This is a genomic window from Candidatus Poribacteria bacterium, from assembly GCA_026702755.1.
Lineage (GTDB): Bacteria > Poribacteria > WGA-4E > WGA-4E > WGA-3G > WGA-3G.
The window spans coordinates 57,001-74,418 of sequence record JAPPBX010000071.1; the positions used below are offsets into that span (position 1 = coordinate 57,001).

Here is a 17,418-nt window from a genome sequence, read left to right on the forward strand (position 1 = left end):
TATAGCACACCCTATGTTCTATGTCAACAACTTTTGATTTTGGACTCTCGGTAATTTTATATGATATATTTTTCTTAATGTGGTAATATATACGCTAACATCTATAGTGCATGCTTGTGATGCACGCATCACGTTGAACAAACATGGAGGCAGAAACATGTCATTCGTCCCAGGTCCCATGGAATTGGTAATTCTATTGGTTATTGTACTACTCATATTTGGTGGGAAGCGTCTTCCTGAATTGGCGCGCGGTCTCGGCAGAAGCATCACAAACTTCAAATCCGGGCTCAATGAAGAACAGTCAGAGGAAACGGAAACCACAGCACAACAAGAGAAAGAAACGCCACAAGACGAAAAAACTGGGTAATAAGACCCTGATACAACGTTCCGTGGATTTGCGCGGAGATTGATTGTAAGAGGGAAAAGGAGAACTTTTGATGCAAGATAAATTACCCGATTTTCTTCAGGATGTCATTGAAGAATATCCCGAAGTCTGGAAGGCGTATCAGGCGTTGGGTGAGGCGTGTGGCACTTCGGGTCCCCTTGAACCGAAAACTGTGAGGCTTCTCAAGCTCGCGTTGGCTATCGGCGCGAAGTCTGAGGGCGCAGTTCACTCGCACGTACGGCGCGCCCTACGCGAAGGAATTACGCGGGAGGAATTACAACAGGTAGCTCTGCTCGCGGTGACCTCTATCGGTTGGTCTTCCAGTATGGCAGCATTGTCCTGGATCCAAGATGTCGTGGATAAACAATCGTAATCTGATTCGGAAAATCAGTATAGACGCAGATTATGAACATCATCGTTAGACGCTTGGAAAGCGGATCTATTCGGTTACATCTACAGACCAAGCGTAACCTGACACTGCACTCGCTCCCTTCAAACGCCCCTCGCGCACAACCCCGATTTTGCTGAAATTTATGAATGGCTTGGCTTGATTGCGCTTATGTAGCAGAAGCCGCAATACCATCTGTTGGATTTAAGCAAGTTTAAATGACCCCTGGGCGGCAATTTTTTAGAATTTGCATTAATTTCAGGCATACGCTATAATGATATAGGTATAGCACAAGTTGCCACTTTCTTATAGACATAGCACTCCACTGGAGTGCAGCGTCCTGACAACACGATTTTCTAAGACATATCACCCTTCCGGGGTGGGGAAAGTGCCTGAAAACTTTGTTGAAACACCCAAGCAAAACACCAAAATTTGTTAGTAGCGACTTGGGTTTTAATAATAAAGATGTCTGCTTAAGGCAGATGTTTATGGAGGAAAAATGAAAAGCCTATTTGTAATGCTAATACTTATCGCGTTTACGGCATCTTTTGCCTACGCGGCAAACGAACCGGAGGATTCGCTTATCCTCTACTTCTCTTTTGACGAACTTGACGGTGAAAACACTATCGACCATTCAAAGTATGAGAACCATGGTGAAATGGTTGGTAAGCCAAAGCACGTTGAAGGCAAATTCGGTAAAGCTTTGGAACTTAACGGCAAAGACGACTGGGTTGTCGTGCCACATCACGAGATTCTCACCGTTGATAACAGCGTAACAGTGATGGCTTGGATTAATACTGAACGCCATCAAGGACCTGCTGGGCAGCGGTGGCAGGGTATCGTTGCAAAAAGCAACGGTCCACGTTCCTACAGTTTCTACACCGAATTCCCGAGTGAATGTTTGCACCTCAGTGTCGGTGGTGGAAGTGTTTGTAACAAAAAGGTTCCGTTAAACGAATGGGTGCACGTCGTCGCACAGGTAGATGACGGGACAACTCACAAGTATTGGGTGAACGGTGAAGCGGCTGGTGAATTCGGTGGCAAAAACGCTCCCCCCGGTAAAGCCGATACAGCGGATGTTCTTGTCGGAAGAACGCACGAAGGCAATCGTGAATTTTTGGGACTCATTGATGAGGTCCGTATCTGGAACCGCGCCCTTGATGAGGATGAGGTCATTGAACAGATGGAAAGCGGCTATTTTGAACTTTTCGCCGTTGATCCGCGTCAAAAACTTGCAACGACTTGGGGACATCTGAAGAAAACCTCACGATGATAAAAACCGTTCGTATGCGCGTTTCTGATGCTTGTGGATGTTCGAGTCCGACAAAGTTCAAGCGCGCATACATCTGTTTGTAGGCAAAAGGAGAACTTATTAAGGTCATGAATGGAAAATTTATTGCGTCCGCGGACGTGGAACGAGACGAATTAGAGTGGGGAACAATCGGTTGGCTCAGTCGTCCAGAGAGTACAGGTGCGCAAGACATCGTCGCCATGGAAGTTAGCCTCTCACCAGGATATGGACACGACTTCCACAAGCATCCTGATCAGGAAGAGGTTATCTACGTTATAGAAGGCAGTGTAGAGCAGTGGCTTGAAGATAAGAAACAGACGCTAAATGCAGGCGATTCTGTGTTCATCCCCGCAGACATGGTCCACGCATCTTTTAACGTCTCCTCTGAGTCCGCGAAGTTGTTTGTTACCCTAAGCCCGAGCAAAGGCGCGGAAGGGTATCAACTCATTGATGTTTACGATCAGGCACCGTGGGACACACTCCGCTCGTAACTTGATGTGACGGCACATAGAGAGTGCCGACTCCTTTGATGGCATAAATATGCTCGAAACGTCATTGTCGATTCGCCAACGGATGCGCGAATTCTACGAAACGTCGGAAACCTATAAGGGTCTATTGGCTGCGCACGACGAAGTCTATCTCCGACACTACGTAGAACTGGTGATCCGCTACGCGCCCCCTCATTCTAAAGTGCTTGACCTTGGGTGTGGAAACGGTATCTCGGCGCGGCTGCTTAATCAGGCAGACTTTGATGTGGTGGGTACCGATATTTCATCACTCTTTCTTGAAGAGGCGCGAGCGTGGGAGAACCCGCGGCTCCGATATCAGGTTTGCGATGTGATGGAGCTGCCATTTGAAGACGAATCCTTTAACGTTATTTGTTCAAACGAGTTGGTTGAACATCTGCCGGACGTAGAGACGGCACTAACCGAAATGATGCGGGTCGTGTGCAAAGGTGGCAGAATTGTGATCTCTGGACCCAATCTCTGTTCGCCCTTAATTCCGCTGATTGATTGGCTCAATCTGATGTCTGGCAAACCCGGCAGACCTGTCTGGGGTGAAACGAAGAAGCAAGCGTTGCAGCAGTTTATGCGAAATTGGAGGCTCTATGTCCAGAAGCGGTTCTTGACGAAAACACCACGTTTTATTTACCGCGAACCCGACCTACAAGCGGAGGCTATCGGCGGCGATGCGGACAGCGCCTATTACGCAAGCCCGATTGATTTGGCTCAATTTTTTCGCTCACACGGGTTCACAATCGTCAAGAAAGCCGTTGGGTTTGGGATAAAGGGTAGGATCATCGCAAGAGCGTTTCCGTATTTGAGTCCTTATATCACCATGGTCGTCGAAAAATGAACATTCGTCCGAACGACTTTGTCTTAGAGATAGGGAGTGGTCACAATCCGAAGGCACGCTCAGATGTTTTATGCGATAAATTCATAGGGGATGACGAACAGCGCGGCGGTGCAATCATTACCGACCGTCCGATGGTGGAAGCGGATGGGCAGTTTCTGCCGTTCGCAGATCGAGCGTTTGACTATGTTATCTGCTCACATGTGTTGGAACACGTCGAAGATCCAAAACGATTCATCTCCGAATTAGAGCGCGTCGCACGCCGAGGCTACATTGAAACGCCGTCTGAAATCGGTGAGCGAATCTACGGGTGGCACTATCACAACTGGGTCATCAACTTGGTCGACGGCTGTTTAATGCTACGCAAGAATGAAAAAAATTCCCAATTTGGGCAACTTTTCCACAGGTTAGCAGTAACAGATAAACATTGGAAGCGGTTTCATATTACGCATCATAACCTCTTTTTAGTCCAATACGAATGGGAAGATGAAATAGACTATAAAATACTTCTCGACCATGAATTAGCACTGGATTTGGAATGTCCTGATACGCTCGACAGGCTTGTTTCACCAGATGGGAATGTTCAAAACGAGTGGCTATTACTTCTTAAAAGTGCCGTGCCGCGAGGCATCGTTTCCCGTGCAAAATCGCTTTTGAGAAAAGGTAAAAATCGGCAGACGAAAACATTGCAAGAAATTCTCGTCTGTCCGCAGTGTAAAGGTGAAATTACGTGGAAAGAAAAGCGTCTTCGCTGCAAAGTGTGTGAACAGTGCTATCCGATTATTGATGGAATTCCAAGATTCACGATTTTTAAATGTTAGGACTTACGCACTACCCTAAGGAAAATTAAAAATAGGATAGCATCAAAAACCAAGCCTCGTAATGAAATGGAGAGGCGACTCGAACACGAAAACCGTTAAATCACTAACCAACTATACTTATCCGCAAGGTATTTTAAAAACATGAATGTAGTACCGAAAGAATTTATTCGCGTGATGCCGGATGTGATGCAAAGTTTCATCAGTGAAGCCTTCCAGCAGGCGGGGACCTCGGAAGAGGACGCTGCGCACATCGCTCACTTGCTGGTTCTCACGGACCTACGGGGTGTGTTCAGCCACGGCACGCGCCAAACGCCTGGATATGTCGGGATGATGCTTGACGGCAACGTAAATCCACGTCCAAACGTCCGCTGCATCAATGAATCCCCGACGACAGCGGTCTATGACGGCGATGGCGGTATGGGACATTTTGCCTCGTATCATGCTGCAGAAGCAGCGGTCAAAAAAGCCAAAGAGATGGGCCTCGGTGCCGCAACGAGTCGGAATCATTTCCACTTTGGGAGTGCTGGCAAGTATACACGGCTTGCGCTTGAAGCGGATTGCGCCGGGTTCGCGGTCTCTTGCCACCGTTTTCGACACGGTCCCGGGAGTACGATTGCCACCGCAACTGGCGCGTCGCCGATGAGTTTTGCGATTCCGGCGGGCAACCAGCCGCCCATAGTCGTTGATATGGCAACCGGCATTGATGCCAAACTGCCGTTGGAACAGGCGTTTGAACAGAGTCCCGCTGCATTTTTCAAGATGTTGGGTTTGAGTCATGTGAGTCATGCACTCGGTGGGTTTATGGCAGGCATCTGGTTATTCGATAAGCCGCCGGATCCGCCAACAATCTGGGAAGGTGCCAATCAAGGTGCTTTCATCGCAGCGATTGATATTTCTCGGTTCCGACCGATTGACGAGTATAAAGCAGAGATCGACCAACACATCCAAGATGCACGACAGATGCAACCTGCACCGGGTTATGACCGATCGGATCTGCCCGGCGGTTTAGAATGGGAGCGCGAACAGGAATGGGCTGAAATCGGCATCCCTGTTGGCAAAGATCATCAGGAACAGTTGAAAACAGTTGCTGAACGCGTTGGCATCCCACTGCCGTTCTAAATGCTGACTTCAATTTTATCAGATATTATTAGAACTTGACCTCTTTCAATCGTCTAAGGAGCGAATAATGTTAACAGCTGTTTTAGTTTTACAAGTGTTACTACTTATCTTTATCGTAGTACTCTCAATTGTAGGTTGGCGAAAGTTAACTTTAGATCAACAAACTTTAACTGTCCAGTTAAAGTTGACTGAAAAGTTAGCTGAAGACCAGCAAAAACTAACTGAGCAGTTAACTGAAACCTCGCAAAAGTTAACCCAAGTGCTAAAGTTAGCTGAAGACCAGCAAAAACTAACTGAGCAATTAACTGAAGACCAACAAAAGCTAACTGAACAGTTAACTGAAACCTCGCAAAAGTTAACCCAAGTGCTTTCAATTCAATTGTATGATAGGGGAAAGTTAACTGAAGACCAGCAAAAACTAACTGAAACCTCACAAAAGCTAACTGAACAATTAACCGAAAAGAAGGTATCAGTTTCGTATGAACCTATAATACGTCACGAAGATAGGCTCTTCAGGAATAAGGTGGTGGCAAGTTATCGAGTGCAGCTTCACTATGATGGACTTCCGATTGGTGATCCAACGGAAAAAATAGTATATTCGGAAAATAAAGTGGATAAAGAGGCTGTCCAAAACGCTCTCACAGGAGCATTGCAAACGCTGCAAATTGCCATTGAGGCATCTGGTACACCGTTTAGAGTCCTGAACACGGTTGACGATGTTATCAAGAATCTATTCAAATAGGTATTAAAGAAAATTAAAAAAATGGAAAACAATACAAACAACATAGAAGATCGAAATATTGTGATTATTGGCGGTGGGACTGCAGGTTTCGCCGCAGGTGTCTATACGTCTCGCGCAATGCTTGAACCTATCCTGATTACAGGAGAGGCTCTCGGTGGGCAACTCTCCTTGACGCTCGACCTTGAAAACTATCCCGGTTTCTTCGGCAACGAGGCGGGCGTTTTTATACAGGGTATGCAAGAGCAGGCGGAGCGGTTCGGCACCGAGGTTAAATTTGATACCGTAACGGCGGTTGACTTTTCACAACACCCGTTTGCTATCACGACCTACGAGAAAGAATATCGCGCCAAATCCGTGATTATATGCACGGGTGCCTCACCGCGGACGTTGGATATTTCGGGTGAAGAGGAATATGGTGGACGGGGTGTCTCTTACTGTGCAACGTGCGACGGGTTCTTCTTCCAAGATCAGCGGCTCGTTGTCGTTGGTGGCGGGGATGCAGCATTGGAGGAAGGTATCTTCTTGACAAAATACGCCTCTGAAGTCTATATCGTCCATCGACGGGATCAGCTCCGTGCAAGCCAGATCATGCAGGAGCGCGCCTTCAAAAACGACAAAATCAAGTTCATCTGGGACACGGTCGTTGAAGAAATCAACGGCGACGCAGAAAAAGTGACAGGTGCCACCCTCAAGAACGTTAAAACCGGTGAGACGCAACTTTTCCCGATTGACGGTGTATTTATCTTTATTGGACATATTCCGAACACAGAACTCTTCACAGATGTCATACATACAGACGATCAGGGATATATCATTGTGGATGAGATGCAGCGCACGAATATAAACGGTGTTTATGCCGCGGGCGATGTGCATGACCATGTATTTCGTCAGGCAATTACCGCTGCGGGTGCCGGAGCTGCAGCCGCTATCGCCGCTGAAAAGTTTGTCGCAGAATTAGAGAACCGCGCCTATCCGGGGAATTAGATAGCACCAACTGCTAATTTCCGAGCAGACTGAGAGACATTTGGTTCTTATTTCCAAACCTGATGCCTGGTAGCGGAGTCGTTTTTGGAATCGCGGTTGAAACCTTTTCCACGATATAAACATACTAAATGTCTGAATCGTGGATTAAACAGAAATAGTTTGATATTCCACGCAATTTTGTGATAGACTTTGAGAGACATACTCAAAATCTCTCATTTTACAAGTTTTCTCAATTTTCATCAAATTTTGAGAGATCCCTGGGTGATAGCGTTTGCCCACCCAAGAAGGAGAGAATTTGTGCCTTGGACAAACGGTGCCCTTATCCTTTACCACGGTACTACTGATATTGCGGCATCAGTTCTGTGCAAGCCTTCGGGGACCCTGCCGCATAGCATTGATGTTTCACTCTGTAGAGCACATACAGATTTTGGTCAAGGTTTTTACCTAACTACGTTTCTACAACAAGCAGAAAGTTGGGCAGATAGACAATTCAGGGATATGCGCAGGCGTCGCCGGAGTAAACAGTCAGCACGGGCAGTGGTCCTTAGATTTGAAGTAGATAGGAATCAGTTAGCATCTTTATTGAGTTTATGCTTCGTTACAGATAGATCAAACCCAGACTACTGGAATTTTATTGAGTACTGTCGGACCGGAATGGTCCCACACTTGCTACATGGCAATAAGAATTATGATGTTGTGTTTGGGCCCGTCACGCTTTGGCCGCAGAAGTTCGTCATCAAAGATGCCGACCAGGTTAGCTTTCATACGAAAGCCGCGTTGGAAATACTGCCTGCCCCCGTGCTACATAGCCAAGGAACACCAACCTATATTTTGTAATAGAGGTTTGCATACATGGAGGAAAAAATGGCACCTGTAAAAGAACCCAATGTGTTCTTGCCGCGCAGCCACATAGATGCTTATTGGAAGTTGGTTCGCAGATCTCTGAGCGAGATCTTTGATAAATCACCAAGTGAGGCAGATGACTACCAGCAAGAAATTGAAAATCTTCCGCTGTTACAGCAAGATTTCTTCTATAACGGCGAGGCATTGTATGTTGCTGCTGCCCTTGCCGATGAAGAGCCAACTGAACAGCAGCACGCTCACTACCAACGCTTACAAGCAAAGATATACCGTCTCTCCGAACGAGAGGAATGACACAACGTCCGTTAATAGACATTAAACGAAAGGACAAAAGCATTCTCGCCGCCTACAGATATTCGGAGTAATCTGCTGGTATCACAATGGGTCATGAGTGGTTTAATTCATCCGCATCACGCAATTAGTGGCTTTTTATCGGAGGAAGTTATGCAAGAATCTTCAGTATACAAACACCTCGTAGAGACAGCCGGAGAAGAATACTATCAACGGGGGGCGCGACAAACAGCGATTCAATCCGTCTTCAGTGTTCTTGAGTTTAAGTTTGATAGACGCGCTGTTCAAGCTCTTAGACCCGCCTTAGAAAGCATCCAAGATCTGCAACGTCTTCAAGAGTTGCATAACGAGGCTTTACGCGCAGAAACCTTCAAGGCGTTCGCCCGCACTTTGAATATGAACGGTAACGAACAATAGTTAAAGAGAAAATTGAGTCGGATAGTTGGTATAAGGTTATAGATTCAATACAACGAAGGAAAAGGAAACTATTTCAGTGACCGATCACAAACACCCACGTCTTGCTCTCGGTTTAGATTCAAGCACGCAGAGCCTATCTGCTGTTGTTATTGATATTGACACAGCGGAAAAATGTTTTGAGCATTCGCTTGATTATCGCGCCGATACACGCCTCAACCAATTCGGCATTGGGGAGGATTATATCTTACCGCCAAGCGATGAAGGCGAAGCCGAGCAGCCACCGTTGATGTATCTCGCCTCGCTTGATGCCCTGTTTGCTGACCTACGCGAGGCAGGCGTTCCACTTGAGGATATTCTGCTCATCAACACATCAGGGCAGCAACATGGGCATGTCTATCTGAACCGAGACGCGGACGCGCTTTTGGCGCAGCTTGCGAGTTTCCAAAACTTTGATGAGGATGGACGCGACTTGCAAATCCTGCTGGAGAAGGCGTTCGCATATCCGAATGCCCCGATCTGGATGACCGCGAATACCTCGGCGCAAACCGAGGCTGTCCGAAACGGTGTCGGTGGGAAAGCAGAGATGATTAATCTCTCCGGTTCGGATGCACCGCTCCGCTTCACAGGTGCTGTCGTGCGCCGTGTCGGCGAACAGTTTCCTGAATGCTATGCGGCAACAGCAAAAGTCCAGTTGATTAGCAGTTTTATTCCAGCAGTGCTAACGGGTAACGCCGAAGTTCCTATCGACTACGGAAACGGATGTGGCATGTCGCTCATGAATTACCGGACCCAAACGTGGGATGATGCGCTGTTAGCAGCAACCGCGGACGACTTACCGGGTGGTGTGGGAGCACTTCAGTCGAAATTGCCAGCACTCGCACGTCCAGATTCCATTGTGGGCAGTCTCGCTGCGTATTACATAGAGAAATACGGCTTTGACGGTCGCTGCGCAGTGATCGCAGGCTCCGGTGACAATCCGCAAGCCAAGGTGCCGGTTGCCGGAGATTTGCTCAGTCTCGGGACGAGTTTCGTCAACATGGTCTCAACCGATGGGGACACGCTCGATCCAGAGGGATTTGCCAACGCGATGTATGATGGCATTAGTCGTCCCTTCATGTTCGGATGCCGCACGAACGGCGCGATGGTATGGGATGCGGTGCGAAGTCAGTATGGATTAACGAAAGAGGAATACGCACCCGCAGAAGCAGCGTTACAGGTTGTTGTCCCTGGAGAATTTATGGCGTTTTGGCAGCCGAAGACCGAGTCCTTCCCAGTCTCTGGTGCGTTTGAATTGATCCATTCGACAGCACAACCCACGCTGGCAGAAGATTACACCGGTATTATTGAGACGAGTCTCGCTGCGGTTTATATTTACTCCGCTGTCTTTACAAAACAAACACAAGCTCCTTTGTTCGTAACCGGCGGCGCAACAGATAGCCCTGAAATCATGCGGCGTGTCGCGGGAATCTGGAATAGACCTACGCTGCCGGTGGAAAAAGGCGGTGCAGCACTTGGAGCCGCTGTTGCAGGGGTTAAGGCACTCTATGATGCGAACTCCGACACGGAAGCCGAGTCTTTTGATATTGAGGCGTTCAGTGCTTCGGTCCTGAAACGCGGCGAACCGATTCAACCACATCCCGAAGATGTCGCTGCCTATCACGGTGAGGGGAAGTATCTCCAGCGGTTTCGTGAAAAATACGAAAAAATCATGACAGAGCATCCAGCATAAAAATCAAGGATGGAAGGAAAGGATGGATGGAAGGGAGATGAAACTTCCAATCTTCCAATCTTCCAGTCTCTGGAATGGAAGGAAAGGAAGAATGAACGATTCTCTAACGCACTTTGATGAAAAAGGCAACACACGGATGGTGAATGTCGGTGGCAAGGAGGAAACACTGCGGATTGCCATCGCTCGCGGGCATATTACGGCTCGCCCTGAAACGCTTCAGTTGATTGCTGAGCAAGGAATGAAGAAGGGCGATGTTTTAGAGGTTGCGCGGCTTGCTGGTATTATGGCGGCAAAGCGCACGGGTGAACTCATCCCGTTGTGTCACCCCCTCGCGTTGACTTCGATTCGCGTTGAACTCACTATCGCAGATGACGCGCCACAGGTTGAGATTGAAGCAGAAGTCCAGACGGTGGGTCGGACAGGTGTAGAGATGGAAGCACTCACGGCTGTTTCCGTCGCGGCACTGACCGTTTACGATATGTGTAAGGCAGTAGACAGAGAAATGGTTATCGGCGATGTCAGGCTTGTCAAGAAAACGGGCGGTAAGAGCGGTACCTTCGCAAGAGACACGGTTTCCAGTTCCGATACATAGATGTCTCAAACAGCAGACGTATTGATGGAGAAGAAAATGCGCCAGACTCTAATTATCATTCTCGCTATCTGTTTAATTTCTACGACAGCATTTGCAGCGGATTATGTGCTAATCGTCGGCGGTGCTGCCGGTGAGAAGTCCTTTTACGATGCATTCTGGAGTGCCACCTCCCGGTTCCACGAACTACTCACCGATGAATACGGCTATACGCCAGAACAGATTACTTTCCTCTTTGAGGATATAGGTGATTCGGAGAAACAGGGACTTGTTGACGCGGAATCAAAGCGCGACCAAGTTTTGGCAGCATTCGCTCAACTCACCGAGACCCTGCAACCGTCAGATCGATTCCTGCTCTTCATGCTTGGACACGCGTCTCGCACTGGCAGAGGAGCTCCGAAGTTTAATTTGATGGGGCGGGATATTACTGAAGCGGAGTATGTAACGCTCATCAACAGTGTTCCCGCCGAGAATCAGATTTTAATCTTCGGTTTCCCTTATAGCGGCAGGCTTGTGCCGCAGCTCAGTAAGCCGGGACGCATTATTATCACCTCAAGCTCACCAAATGAGGGTTATTCGCTACAGGCCGGGTTCGGCGATGTTTTTGTTGACGCGTTTTCCACCGCCGACAGCGACACAAATAGGGATGGCGACGTCTCCGTGTTAGAAGCATTTTTACTGCTACAGAAGAGAACAGAAGCATGGTATACACAAGACGGAAGTTTTCAGTCGGAACATCCGCACCTTGACGATAACGGCGATAGAAACGCCACTCGAAACCTAACAATTGCAACTGAGACACCACTTAACGGGACAGATGATGGCACACTCGCGGAGAAAACATTCTTAGGGACACGCCGCTCTGTCTTAGAAAGCACACCACCTCCGCCCGAACCTGAAGTCCACGCCGATGCGTCGCCGGTTTTACCTCCTGAAGCGCATGAACGCGAACATCCAGAGACACCAGTTGCCTCCCGAAACTCTGAGAATCGTAGGTCGTCTCTACCTTACGACTTTATCAGCGAGGCAGATGAGAAAACAATCCGCGAAGCCGTTGATATGGCACCCTCTCAAGAGGATTATCCAGAGGACGGTGCTGCTGTCCTTTGGGAGAGCGTTGACGTTGACATCGATGAAAAGAGTCGTTATATCTATTCCACACGGCGCGTTGTCAAAATCTTTAATGAGAACGGCGCAAACCTTGCCGAAGTCAGCATCCCCTATATGCGTGGGAAAGACGATGTCACTATCCATCATGCCCGAACACTTACCCCTGACGGTAGACGTGTTGAACTCGATTTAAGCGAAATCATAGCGGATGTCCCACCGCCGAGTGCTGTGGAGGCGGGGTTAGATGTCGATGCACGTCTGATGTACTTCACACTCCCAGCGATTACTGACGGTTGTATTATAGACTATGCCTATTCGACGAACAACATTGGGCACGTCATGAGAGGCGAGTTTTGGCGCAAGGTTTATTTCCAAGGACCGCAGCCAGTGCAATACTATCGGTTCACCGTGCATATTCCGAAGAAGAAACATCTCTATTATCAAGTTTCGGGGGCACCGGTGGCTCCCGTGGGTTTGGAATCAAGTGTCTCTTTTCTCGATATCGAACCCACAATTACGGAGAACAACTATATTCGCACCTATACTTTTGAAGTGCAAGACGTTCCACCCTTGAAAGAGGAATACCTGATGCCCGCGCCGCAGGATCTCGCCTACAGCATTAGTATCTCCTCAATTGACTCTTGGGACAAACTCGTGACGTGGTATGCGACACTCATTCGGGAACAGGACACCATCACACCTGCTATTGAGGAAAAGACGAAACAACTGCTCCGAGGGGCTTGGTCCCGAAAGGAGAAGGTGAAGCGACTTTACGAATATGTCGCGACAAACATCCGCTATCTCGGTTATGAACTCGGAATTTGGGCGATTAAACCGTATCCGGCTGACTTTGTTTTGAAAGTTAGTGCGGGAGATTGTAAAGACAAAACGACGCTCCTCTCCACGATGCTTTCATCTGCCGGTATTAATTCCTATCCTGTTCTCATTTCCGCTGGTGATACGCGGGGTGTTAATGCGCACCTTCCAGACGGTGGCTCAGAGGTCAAAGCGGTGCCTTCTCTTGCCTACTTCAATCACATGATCCTTGCCGTTGAAGGCGACAAAGACGATGAATTTATCTGGCTCGATCCAACAGCAGAAACCTGTCCCTTTGGCGATTTTCCTTCCGGGGACCAAGACAGGTGGACACTCATCATCAACCCGCGGTTTCTAACAGAAAATAAGGCATCAAACGATGATACAGCGTCCAATGATATGGAGAATAGGCTCTATCTCTTTCAGAAAAGTCCTTCCCTTGATGCGACCACGAATCTGAAGCGGGTTCATACTGATGTAGAAGTGAAAAAAGATATGAGTGTCTCTGTTCGCCAGGAACTAACGGTCACCGGCAGTTTCAACATGAAACTTCGGAGTCAACTCTCACATTTTGAGACCAACGAGGAGAAAATAGAATTCTTTCACAAAGCATTGGAATTGGATGACCGCGCCAAAGTAACGGATTTAAAAGTCCATGGGCTTTCTGAACTGCAAGGTGAATTGAAAGTTGAACTCACATGGACCTGTAAGGAATATTTGTATGCGATCGGCAGCCAATTCGTGCTTGAGTTACCGCTTGTCAAGCACCCCTATGCGGAATTGTTGAGCGAGGAACGCCGAAGGTATCCTGCTGCTATCGGGAAAGCACTGTCCCTTGAAGACAAGGTCAGTGTCAGTACGGAAGCACCCTTTAGAATCAATACCGTGCCTCAGGAACAGACATTGAAGACCGAAGTCTCGGAAATTCAACTCCGCTATACCCAATCTAAACGCAAAGCCGAAATGAATCAAACGATCCGTTTCCTGACACCGAACGTCAAGCCGGAGGACATCCTGTATCTCAAAGATGTTGTCAGAATCGCCTCAAACCGAGGACCGAAACGGTTTATATTGACACAAGATTAGTTATTAGCCATCAGCGGTCAGCCGTCAGCCAGAGAAACTTGTGGCAGTTATTCAAGTTTTGTATGCCACATACCCAAAGCCGATAGCCGACAGCCGATTGCTACTCCCAGCGAGGTAAACAATTAAAAGATGCCAGCAACAGAAGAAGTTCAAGCGATAGAAGAATTGATGGAAAGCCAAGAATTGATCTTGGCACAACTCAAAAAAGTAATAGTTGGGCAAGAGGAAGTTATCAATCAGATGTTGATGGCACTTTTTGCTGGGGGACACTGCTTGTTAGAAGGGGTACCCGGACTCGCCAAAACCCTCATAATTCGGACTTTGGCGCAAATTCTGAACTTAAAATTCAAGCGAATCCAGTTCACCCCGGACCTGATGCCTGCCGACATCACCGGCACCGATGTGCTTGAGGAAGACCGAACAACAGGACATCGGACGATCCGGTTCATCCAAGGACCGATTTTCGCGAACATCCTCCTCGCCGATGAGATTAACCGGACACCCCCGAAAACACAAGCCGCGCTCTTGGAAGCCATGCAAGAATATAACGTCACCGCTGGCGGTAATGAATACGAATTGGAACGCCCCTTCTTTGTACTCGCTACACAGAATCCGATTGAGCAAGAGGGAACATATCCACTTCCAGAGGCGCAATTGGACCGGTTCATGTTCAAAATCGTCATCGACTATCCGACAGAGGTAGAAGAGACAGACATCGTTTCAACAACGACCGGGGCGGAGATACCTGAACTTGAAACCACGCTCTCTGGACACACTATCGTAGCACTCCATAATATTGTGAGGCGTGTACCCGCCGCCGACAACGTCGTACAATACGCCGTGAAAATTGCGCGTGCGACGCGTCCGAAAGAAGAAGATGCCCCCGATTTCATCCAACAGTGGGTCCGATGGGGCGCAGGCCCCCGTGCCGGACAGTATCTCATCTTAGGTGCGAAAGCCCGAGCCATCCTACGTGGACGCTATAACGCTTCTTGTGAAGATGTGAAATCTGTCGCGCCTTCGGTTCTACGCCATCGTGTCCTAACCAATTTCCATGCTGAGGCTGAAGGCATTGACTCCGACACCGTCATCCAACGCTTACTTGACACGGTCCAGGAGCCTGCCGTGAAATTGTGAACCGCGCCATTTAGGTATAGCAGGAAGGAGAATGGAAGAACAGAAGGATGGAAGAGAGGTGATGCTACTTCCAGTCTTCCATCACTCCTTCCTTTTTTTGGCTATGAAGGTATCTGTCATCATTCCAGTCCTTAATGAAGAACACGCCATTGCCAAAGTCATCGCCGATATTCCAAGAACCGTGCGGGCATCTGATGAGCAGCACAAAGCCACAGTACAGGAGATTATCGTCGTTGATAACGGCTGTACCGACAACACCGCTGCGATCGCACAACAGAACGGGGCAAGGATTGTGGTTGAACCTCGGCGGGGATACGGATACGCCTGTCTTGCAGGGATTGCTGCGCTTGCGACAGCAGCACCGGATATCGTGGTTTTTCTCGATGGCGACTATAGCGACTATCCTGCCGACATGCCGCAACTCCTGTCTCCTATACTTGAAGGTAAAGCCTCCCTTGTCATCGGTGCGAGAAGCGCGGGCAGTGCAAGGGACGCGTTGTTACCGCAAGCGCGTTTCGGCAATTGGCTCGCCTGTTTCTTGATACGGCGTTTCTTTGGCGTTTGCTATACAGATTTGGGTCCCTTTCGAGCGATCCGATACTCTGAATTGCTACGCCTGAACATGCAGGATAAAACCTTCGGGTGGACGGTTGAGATGCAACTCAAGGCTGCGAAACAGGGAATCCCTGTGTGTGAAGTACCTGTCCGTTATCGCAAACGAATCGGCACCTCCAAAATTACTGGCACATTCACTGGCACCCTCAAAGCAGGCTATAAGATACTGACTACCCTTTTTTATCACCGTTTTTTGACATAAGCCTCTTACTTTCTCAATCGCGCATTTTCCAATTGAAACCCACCCAAATTAATGCTATACTTAGTCTAAAATTCTCAGGACTGATGTGGAATCGGATCGGTATGCCTACGCTCGTAGGAGGGGTTTAGAAAAAATGAAAAGAAAAAAGATAAAAGCAACATACAGAAACGGCGTTATTGAACCGTTGGATAGGATTGACCTTCCCGAAGGGCAGGAACTTGAAGTTGAATTCAGCGTTCTCCAAAAAACGCCTTGTGAACTTTCTCGCGAAGCAAAAACAGAATTGATTCAAAAGATGAGTGGTTCTATGAAAGGAACATGGGGAAGCACGGTCGAAGAAATTGATGCTTATATCAAATCAGAAAGGCAATCATGGGATCGCGAATTTTAGATTTCCCTGCAGCAAGTTCTCATGTGCCATCGGTGTTGTTAGACACCTCTGTTCTCATATACTACCTTGAAGGGATTGAACCTTACAATCTTCTGGCAAAGGAAATATTCCAGGATGTTGTTGAGGAAAACATCAGAGGTTTTCTTTCGGTGATATCGATAACTGAATTTGTAGCGAAACCACTTGTAACTGAACACGCAATAGACGTTGAAGATTTTAAGCAGTTTCTCGAATCATTACCAATTCAGGTCCTTGAAATTAACTATGAGACAGCAGACCGAGCCGGTAAACTCCGATCACGATATCCGAGTGTTCCAACACCAGATGCTTTAATTGTTGCGACAGCGTTAGAAAATGATTGCGATGTATTTGTTACGAACGACAAACGCCTAAAAAAATTAGAAGTTTATGGAGTCACGGTAATTGTGCTTAAGGATTTTATTGAGTCGCATTGATAAAAACGGAGGTTTACAAACAATGAAAAGAAAAAAGATAAAAGCAACATACAGAAACGGCGTTATTGAACCGTTGGATAGGATTGACCTTCCCGAAGGGCAGGAACTTGAGGTCGAATTCAGCGTTCTCCAAAAAACGCCTCGTGAACCTATTCCTGAAGAAGCAACGCAAACCTATACGGCTCTTATCCGGCAGAGCGAGGGATGGTGGATCGGGTGGATATTGGAAGTCCATGGGGTTATAGGTCAAGAACGAACGAGAAGTGAATTGTTAGATACGTTGCAAATCACACTTCGCGAAATATTAGAATATGAAACGCCGGAAGTGTCTCTCCGAACTGAAAGTGAGGTTGAGAAGATAAAAACTTCTGACATCTTAGAGTTCGGCGATCACGGCGCATCGTATCAAACTGAAAGTGGATTTGAAGAAGTAAAAATTAATGTATGAAACGTAGACAGTTGATTAAGCATCTTAGAGACCACGGCTGCGAGCTTCTTCGAGAAGGTGGAAAACATTCGCGGTGGTGGAATCCGGTGCTGGGCACTCGCACCTCGGTGCCGAGACACACCGAGATCAATAATATTACTGCCCAGAAAATCTGCAAGGAATTAGGAATCCCTCGTCTATGATTTACG

Annotated in this window: 21 protein-coding genes; all 21 read left to right on the top strand. The window is 47.8% G+C overall.

All coding sequences use genetic code 11. The annotated features are described in order from the left end of the window. The first annotated feature begins 157 nt into the window (after positions 1 to 157). The 21 genes from OXH39_13030 to OXH39_13130 all read left to right on the top strand — a co-directional run bounded on the left by OXH39_13030 (position 158) and on the right by OXH39_13130 (position 17,412). Positions 158 to 367 carry a twin-arginine translocase TatA/TatE family subunit gene (locus OXH39_13030; protein MCY3551376.1) on the top strand — a complete coding sequence of 70 codons (210 nt, stop codon included), beginning with the start codon at positions 158 to 160 and terminating at the stop codon, positions 365 to 367. A 70-nt stretch (positions 368 to 437) separates the two neighbouring features. Beyond that, entirely contained in the window at positions 438 to 758 is a 321-nt protein-coding gene (locus tag OXH39_13035; GenBank protein MCY3551377.1) for a carboxymuconolactone decarboxylase family protein, read from the top strand. Positions 759 to 1,272: 514 nt separating this feature from the next. Further along, positions 1,273 to 2,046, top strand: a complete 774-nt coding sequence (locus OXH39_13040; GenBank protein MCY3551378.1) for a LamG domain-containing protein — start codon at positions 1,273 to 1,275, stop codon at positions 2,044 to 2,046. 107 nt (positions 2,047 to 2,153) lie between these two features. Further along, positions 2,154 to 2,555: a cupin domain-containing protein gene (locus OXH39_13045; GenBank protein ID MCY3551379.1), complete on the top strand. Its 402-nt coding sequence runs from the start codon at positions 2,154 to 2,156 to the stop codon at positions 2,553 to 2,555. A 49-nt stretch (positions 2,556 to 2,604) separates the two neighbouring features. Next, on the top strand, positions 2,605 to 3,420 hold the full coding sequence (locus tag OXH39_13050; GenBank protein ID MCY3551380.1) for a methyltransferase domain-containing protein: 816 nt from the start codon (positions 2,605 to 2,607) through the stop codon (positions 3,418 to 3,420). Beyond that, a complete protein-coding gene (locus tag OXH39_13055; protein MCY3551381.1) occupies positions 3,417 to 4,238 on the top strand; it encodes a methyltransferase domain-containing protein in 822 nt (273 codons plus the stop codon). Before OXH39_13050 ends, OXH39_13055 begins: the two co-directional genes overlap by 4 nt. 141 nt (positions 4,239 to 4,379) lie before the next feature. After that, entirely contained in the window at positions 4,380 to 5,357 is a 978-nt protein-coding gene (locus OXH39_13060; protein MCY3551382.1) for an Ldh family oxidoreductase, read from the top strand. A gap of 67 nt (positions 5,358 to 5,424) precedes the next feature. Then, entirely contained in the window at positions 5,425 to 6,099 is a 675-nt protein-coding gene (locus tag OXH39_13065; GenBank protein MCY3551383.1) for a hypothetical protein, read from the top strand. A gap of 21 nt (positions 6,100 to 6,120) precedes the next feature. Further along, positions 6,121 to 7,083 carry a thioredoxin-disulfide reductase gene (gene trxB / locus OXH39_13070; GenBank protein ID MCY3551384.1) on the top strand — a complete coding sequence of 321 codons (963 nt, stop codon included), beginning with the start codon at positions 6,121 to 6,123 and terminating at the stop codon, positions 7,081 to 7,083. A gap of 297 nt (positions 7,084 to 7,380) precedes the next feature. Then, positions 7,381 to 7,920 carry a DUF3990 domain-containing protein gene (locus OXH39_13075; GenBank protein MCY3551385.1) on the top strand — a complete coding sequence of 180 codons (540 nt, stop codon included), beginning with the start codon at positions 7,381 to 7,383 and terminating at the stop codon, positions 7,918 to 7,920. A gap of 27 nt (positions 7,921 to 7,947) precedes the next feature. Further along, positions 7,948 to 8,238, top strand: a complete 291-nt coding sequence (locus OXH39_13080; GenBank protein ID MCY3551386.1) for a hypothetical protein — start codon at positions 7,948 to 7,950, stop codon at positions 8,236 to 8,238. Positions 8,239 to 8,388: 150 nt separating this feature from the next. Then, positions 8,389 to 8,652 carry a hypothetical protein gene (locus OXH39_13085; GenBank protein ID MCY3551387.1) on the top strand — a complete coding sequence of 88 codons (264 nt, stop codon included), beginning with the start codon at positions 8,389 to 8,391 and terminating at the stop codon, positions 8,650 to 8,652. Between the two features lie 76 nt (positions 8,653 to 8,728). After that, positions 8,729 to 10,381 (top strand): FGGY family carbohydrate kinase, encoded by a 1,653-nt coding sequence (locus OXH39_13090; protein MCY3551388.1) that lies wholly within the window; start codon positions 8,729 to 8,731, stop codon positions 10,379 to 10,381. Between the two features lie 91 nt (positions 10,382 to 10,472). Continuing rightward, complete coding sequence (gene moaC, locus OXH39_13095; GenBank protein MCY3551389.1) at positions 10,473 to 10,973, top strand: cyclic pyranopterin monophosphate synthase MoaC; 501 nt, start codon at positions 10,473 to 10,475, stop codon at positions 10,971 to 10,973. A gap of 36 nt (positions 10,974 to 11,009) precedes the next feature. Further along, positions 11,010 to 13,982, top strand: coding sequence for a DUF3857 and transglutaminase domain-containing protein (locus OXH39_13100; protein MCY3551390.1), 2,973 nt, complete (start codon positions 11,010 to 11,012; stop codon positions 13,980 to 13,982). Between the two features lie 129 nt (positions 13,983 to 14,111). Next, the gene (locus OXH39_13105; protein ID MCY3551391.1) at positions 14,112 to 15,119 is read left to right on the top strand and encodes a MoxR family ATPase; all 1,008 of its coding nucleotides are present in this window, start codon (positions 14,112 to 14,114) and stop codon (positions 15,117 to 15,119) included. Between the two features lie 103 nt (positions 15,120 to 15,222). Then, the gene (locus OXH39_13110; GenBank protein ID MCY3551392.1) at positions 15,223 to 15,936 is read left to right on the top strand and encodes a glycosyltransferase family 2 protein; all 714 of its coding nucleotides are present in this window, start codon (positions 15,223 to 15,225) and stop codon (positions 15,934 to 15,936) included. 133 nt (positions 15,937 to 16,069) lie between these two features. Then, positions 16,070 to 16,327, top strand: a complete 258-nt coding sequence (locus OXH39_13115; protein ID MCY3551393.1) for an antitoxin family protein — start codon at positions 16,070 to 16,072, stop codon at positions 16,325 to 16,327. Then, positions 16,309 to 16,782: a PIN domain-containing protein gene (locus OXH39_13120; GenBank protein MCY3551394.1), complete on the top strand. Its 474-nt coding sequence runs from the start codon at positions 16,309 to 16,311 to the stop codon at positions 16,780 to 16,782. The genes OXH39_13115 and OXH39_13120 overlap by 19 nt, the downstream gene beginning before the upstream one ends. 22 nt (positions 16,783 to 16,804) lie before the next feature. Beyond that, positions 16,805 to 17,230: an antitoxin family protein gene (locus OXH39_13125; protein ID MCY3551395.1), complete on the top strand. Its 426-nt coding sequence runs from the start codon at positions 16,805 to 16,807 to the stop codon at positions 17,228 to 17,230. Beyond that, positions 17,227 to 17,412, top strand: a complete 186-nt coding sequence (locus OXH39_13130) for a type II toxin-antitoxin system HicA family toxin (protein MCY3551396.1) — start codon at positions 17,227 to 17,229, stop codon at positions 17,410 to 17,412. Before OXH39_13125 ends, OXH39_13130 begins: the two co-directional genes overlap by 4 nt. Positions 17,413 to 17,418 lie beyond the last annotated feature (6 nt).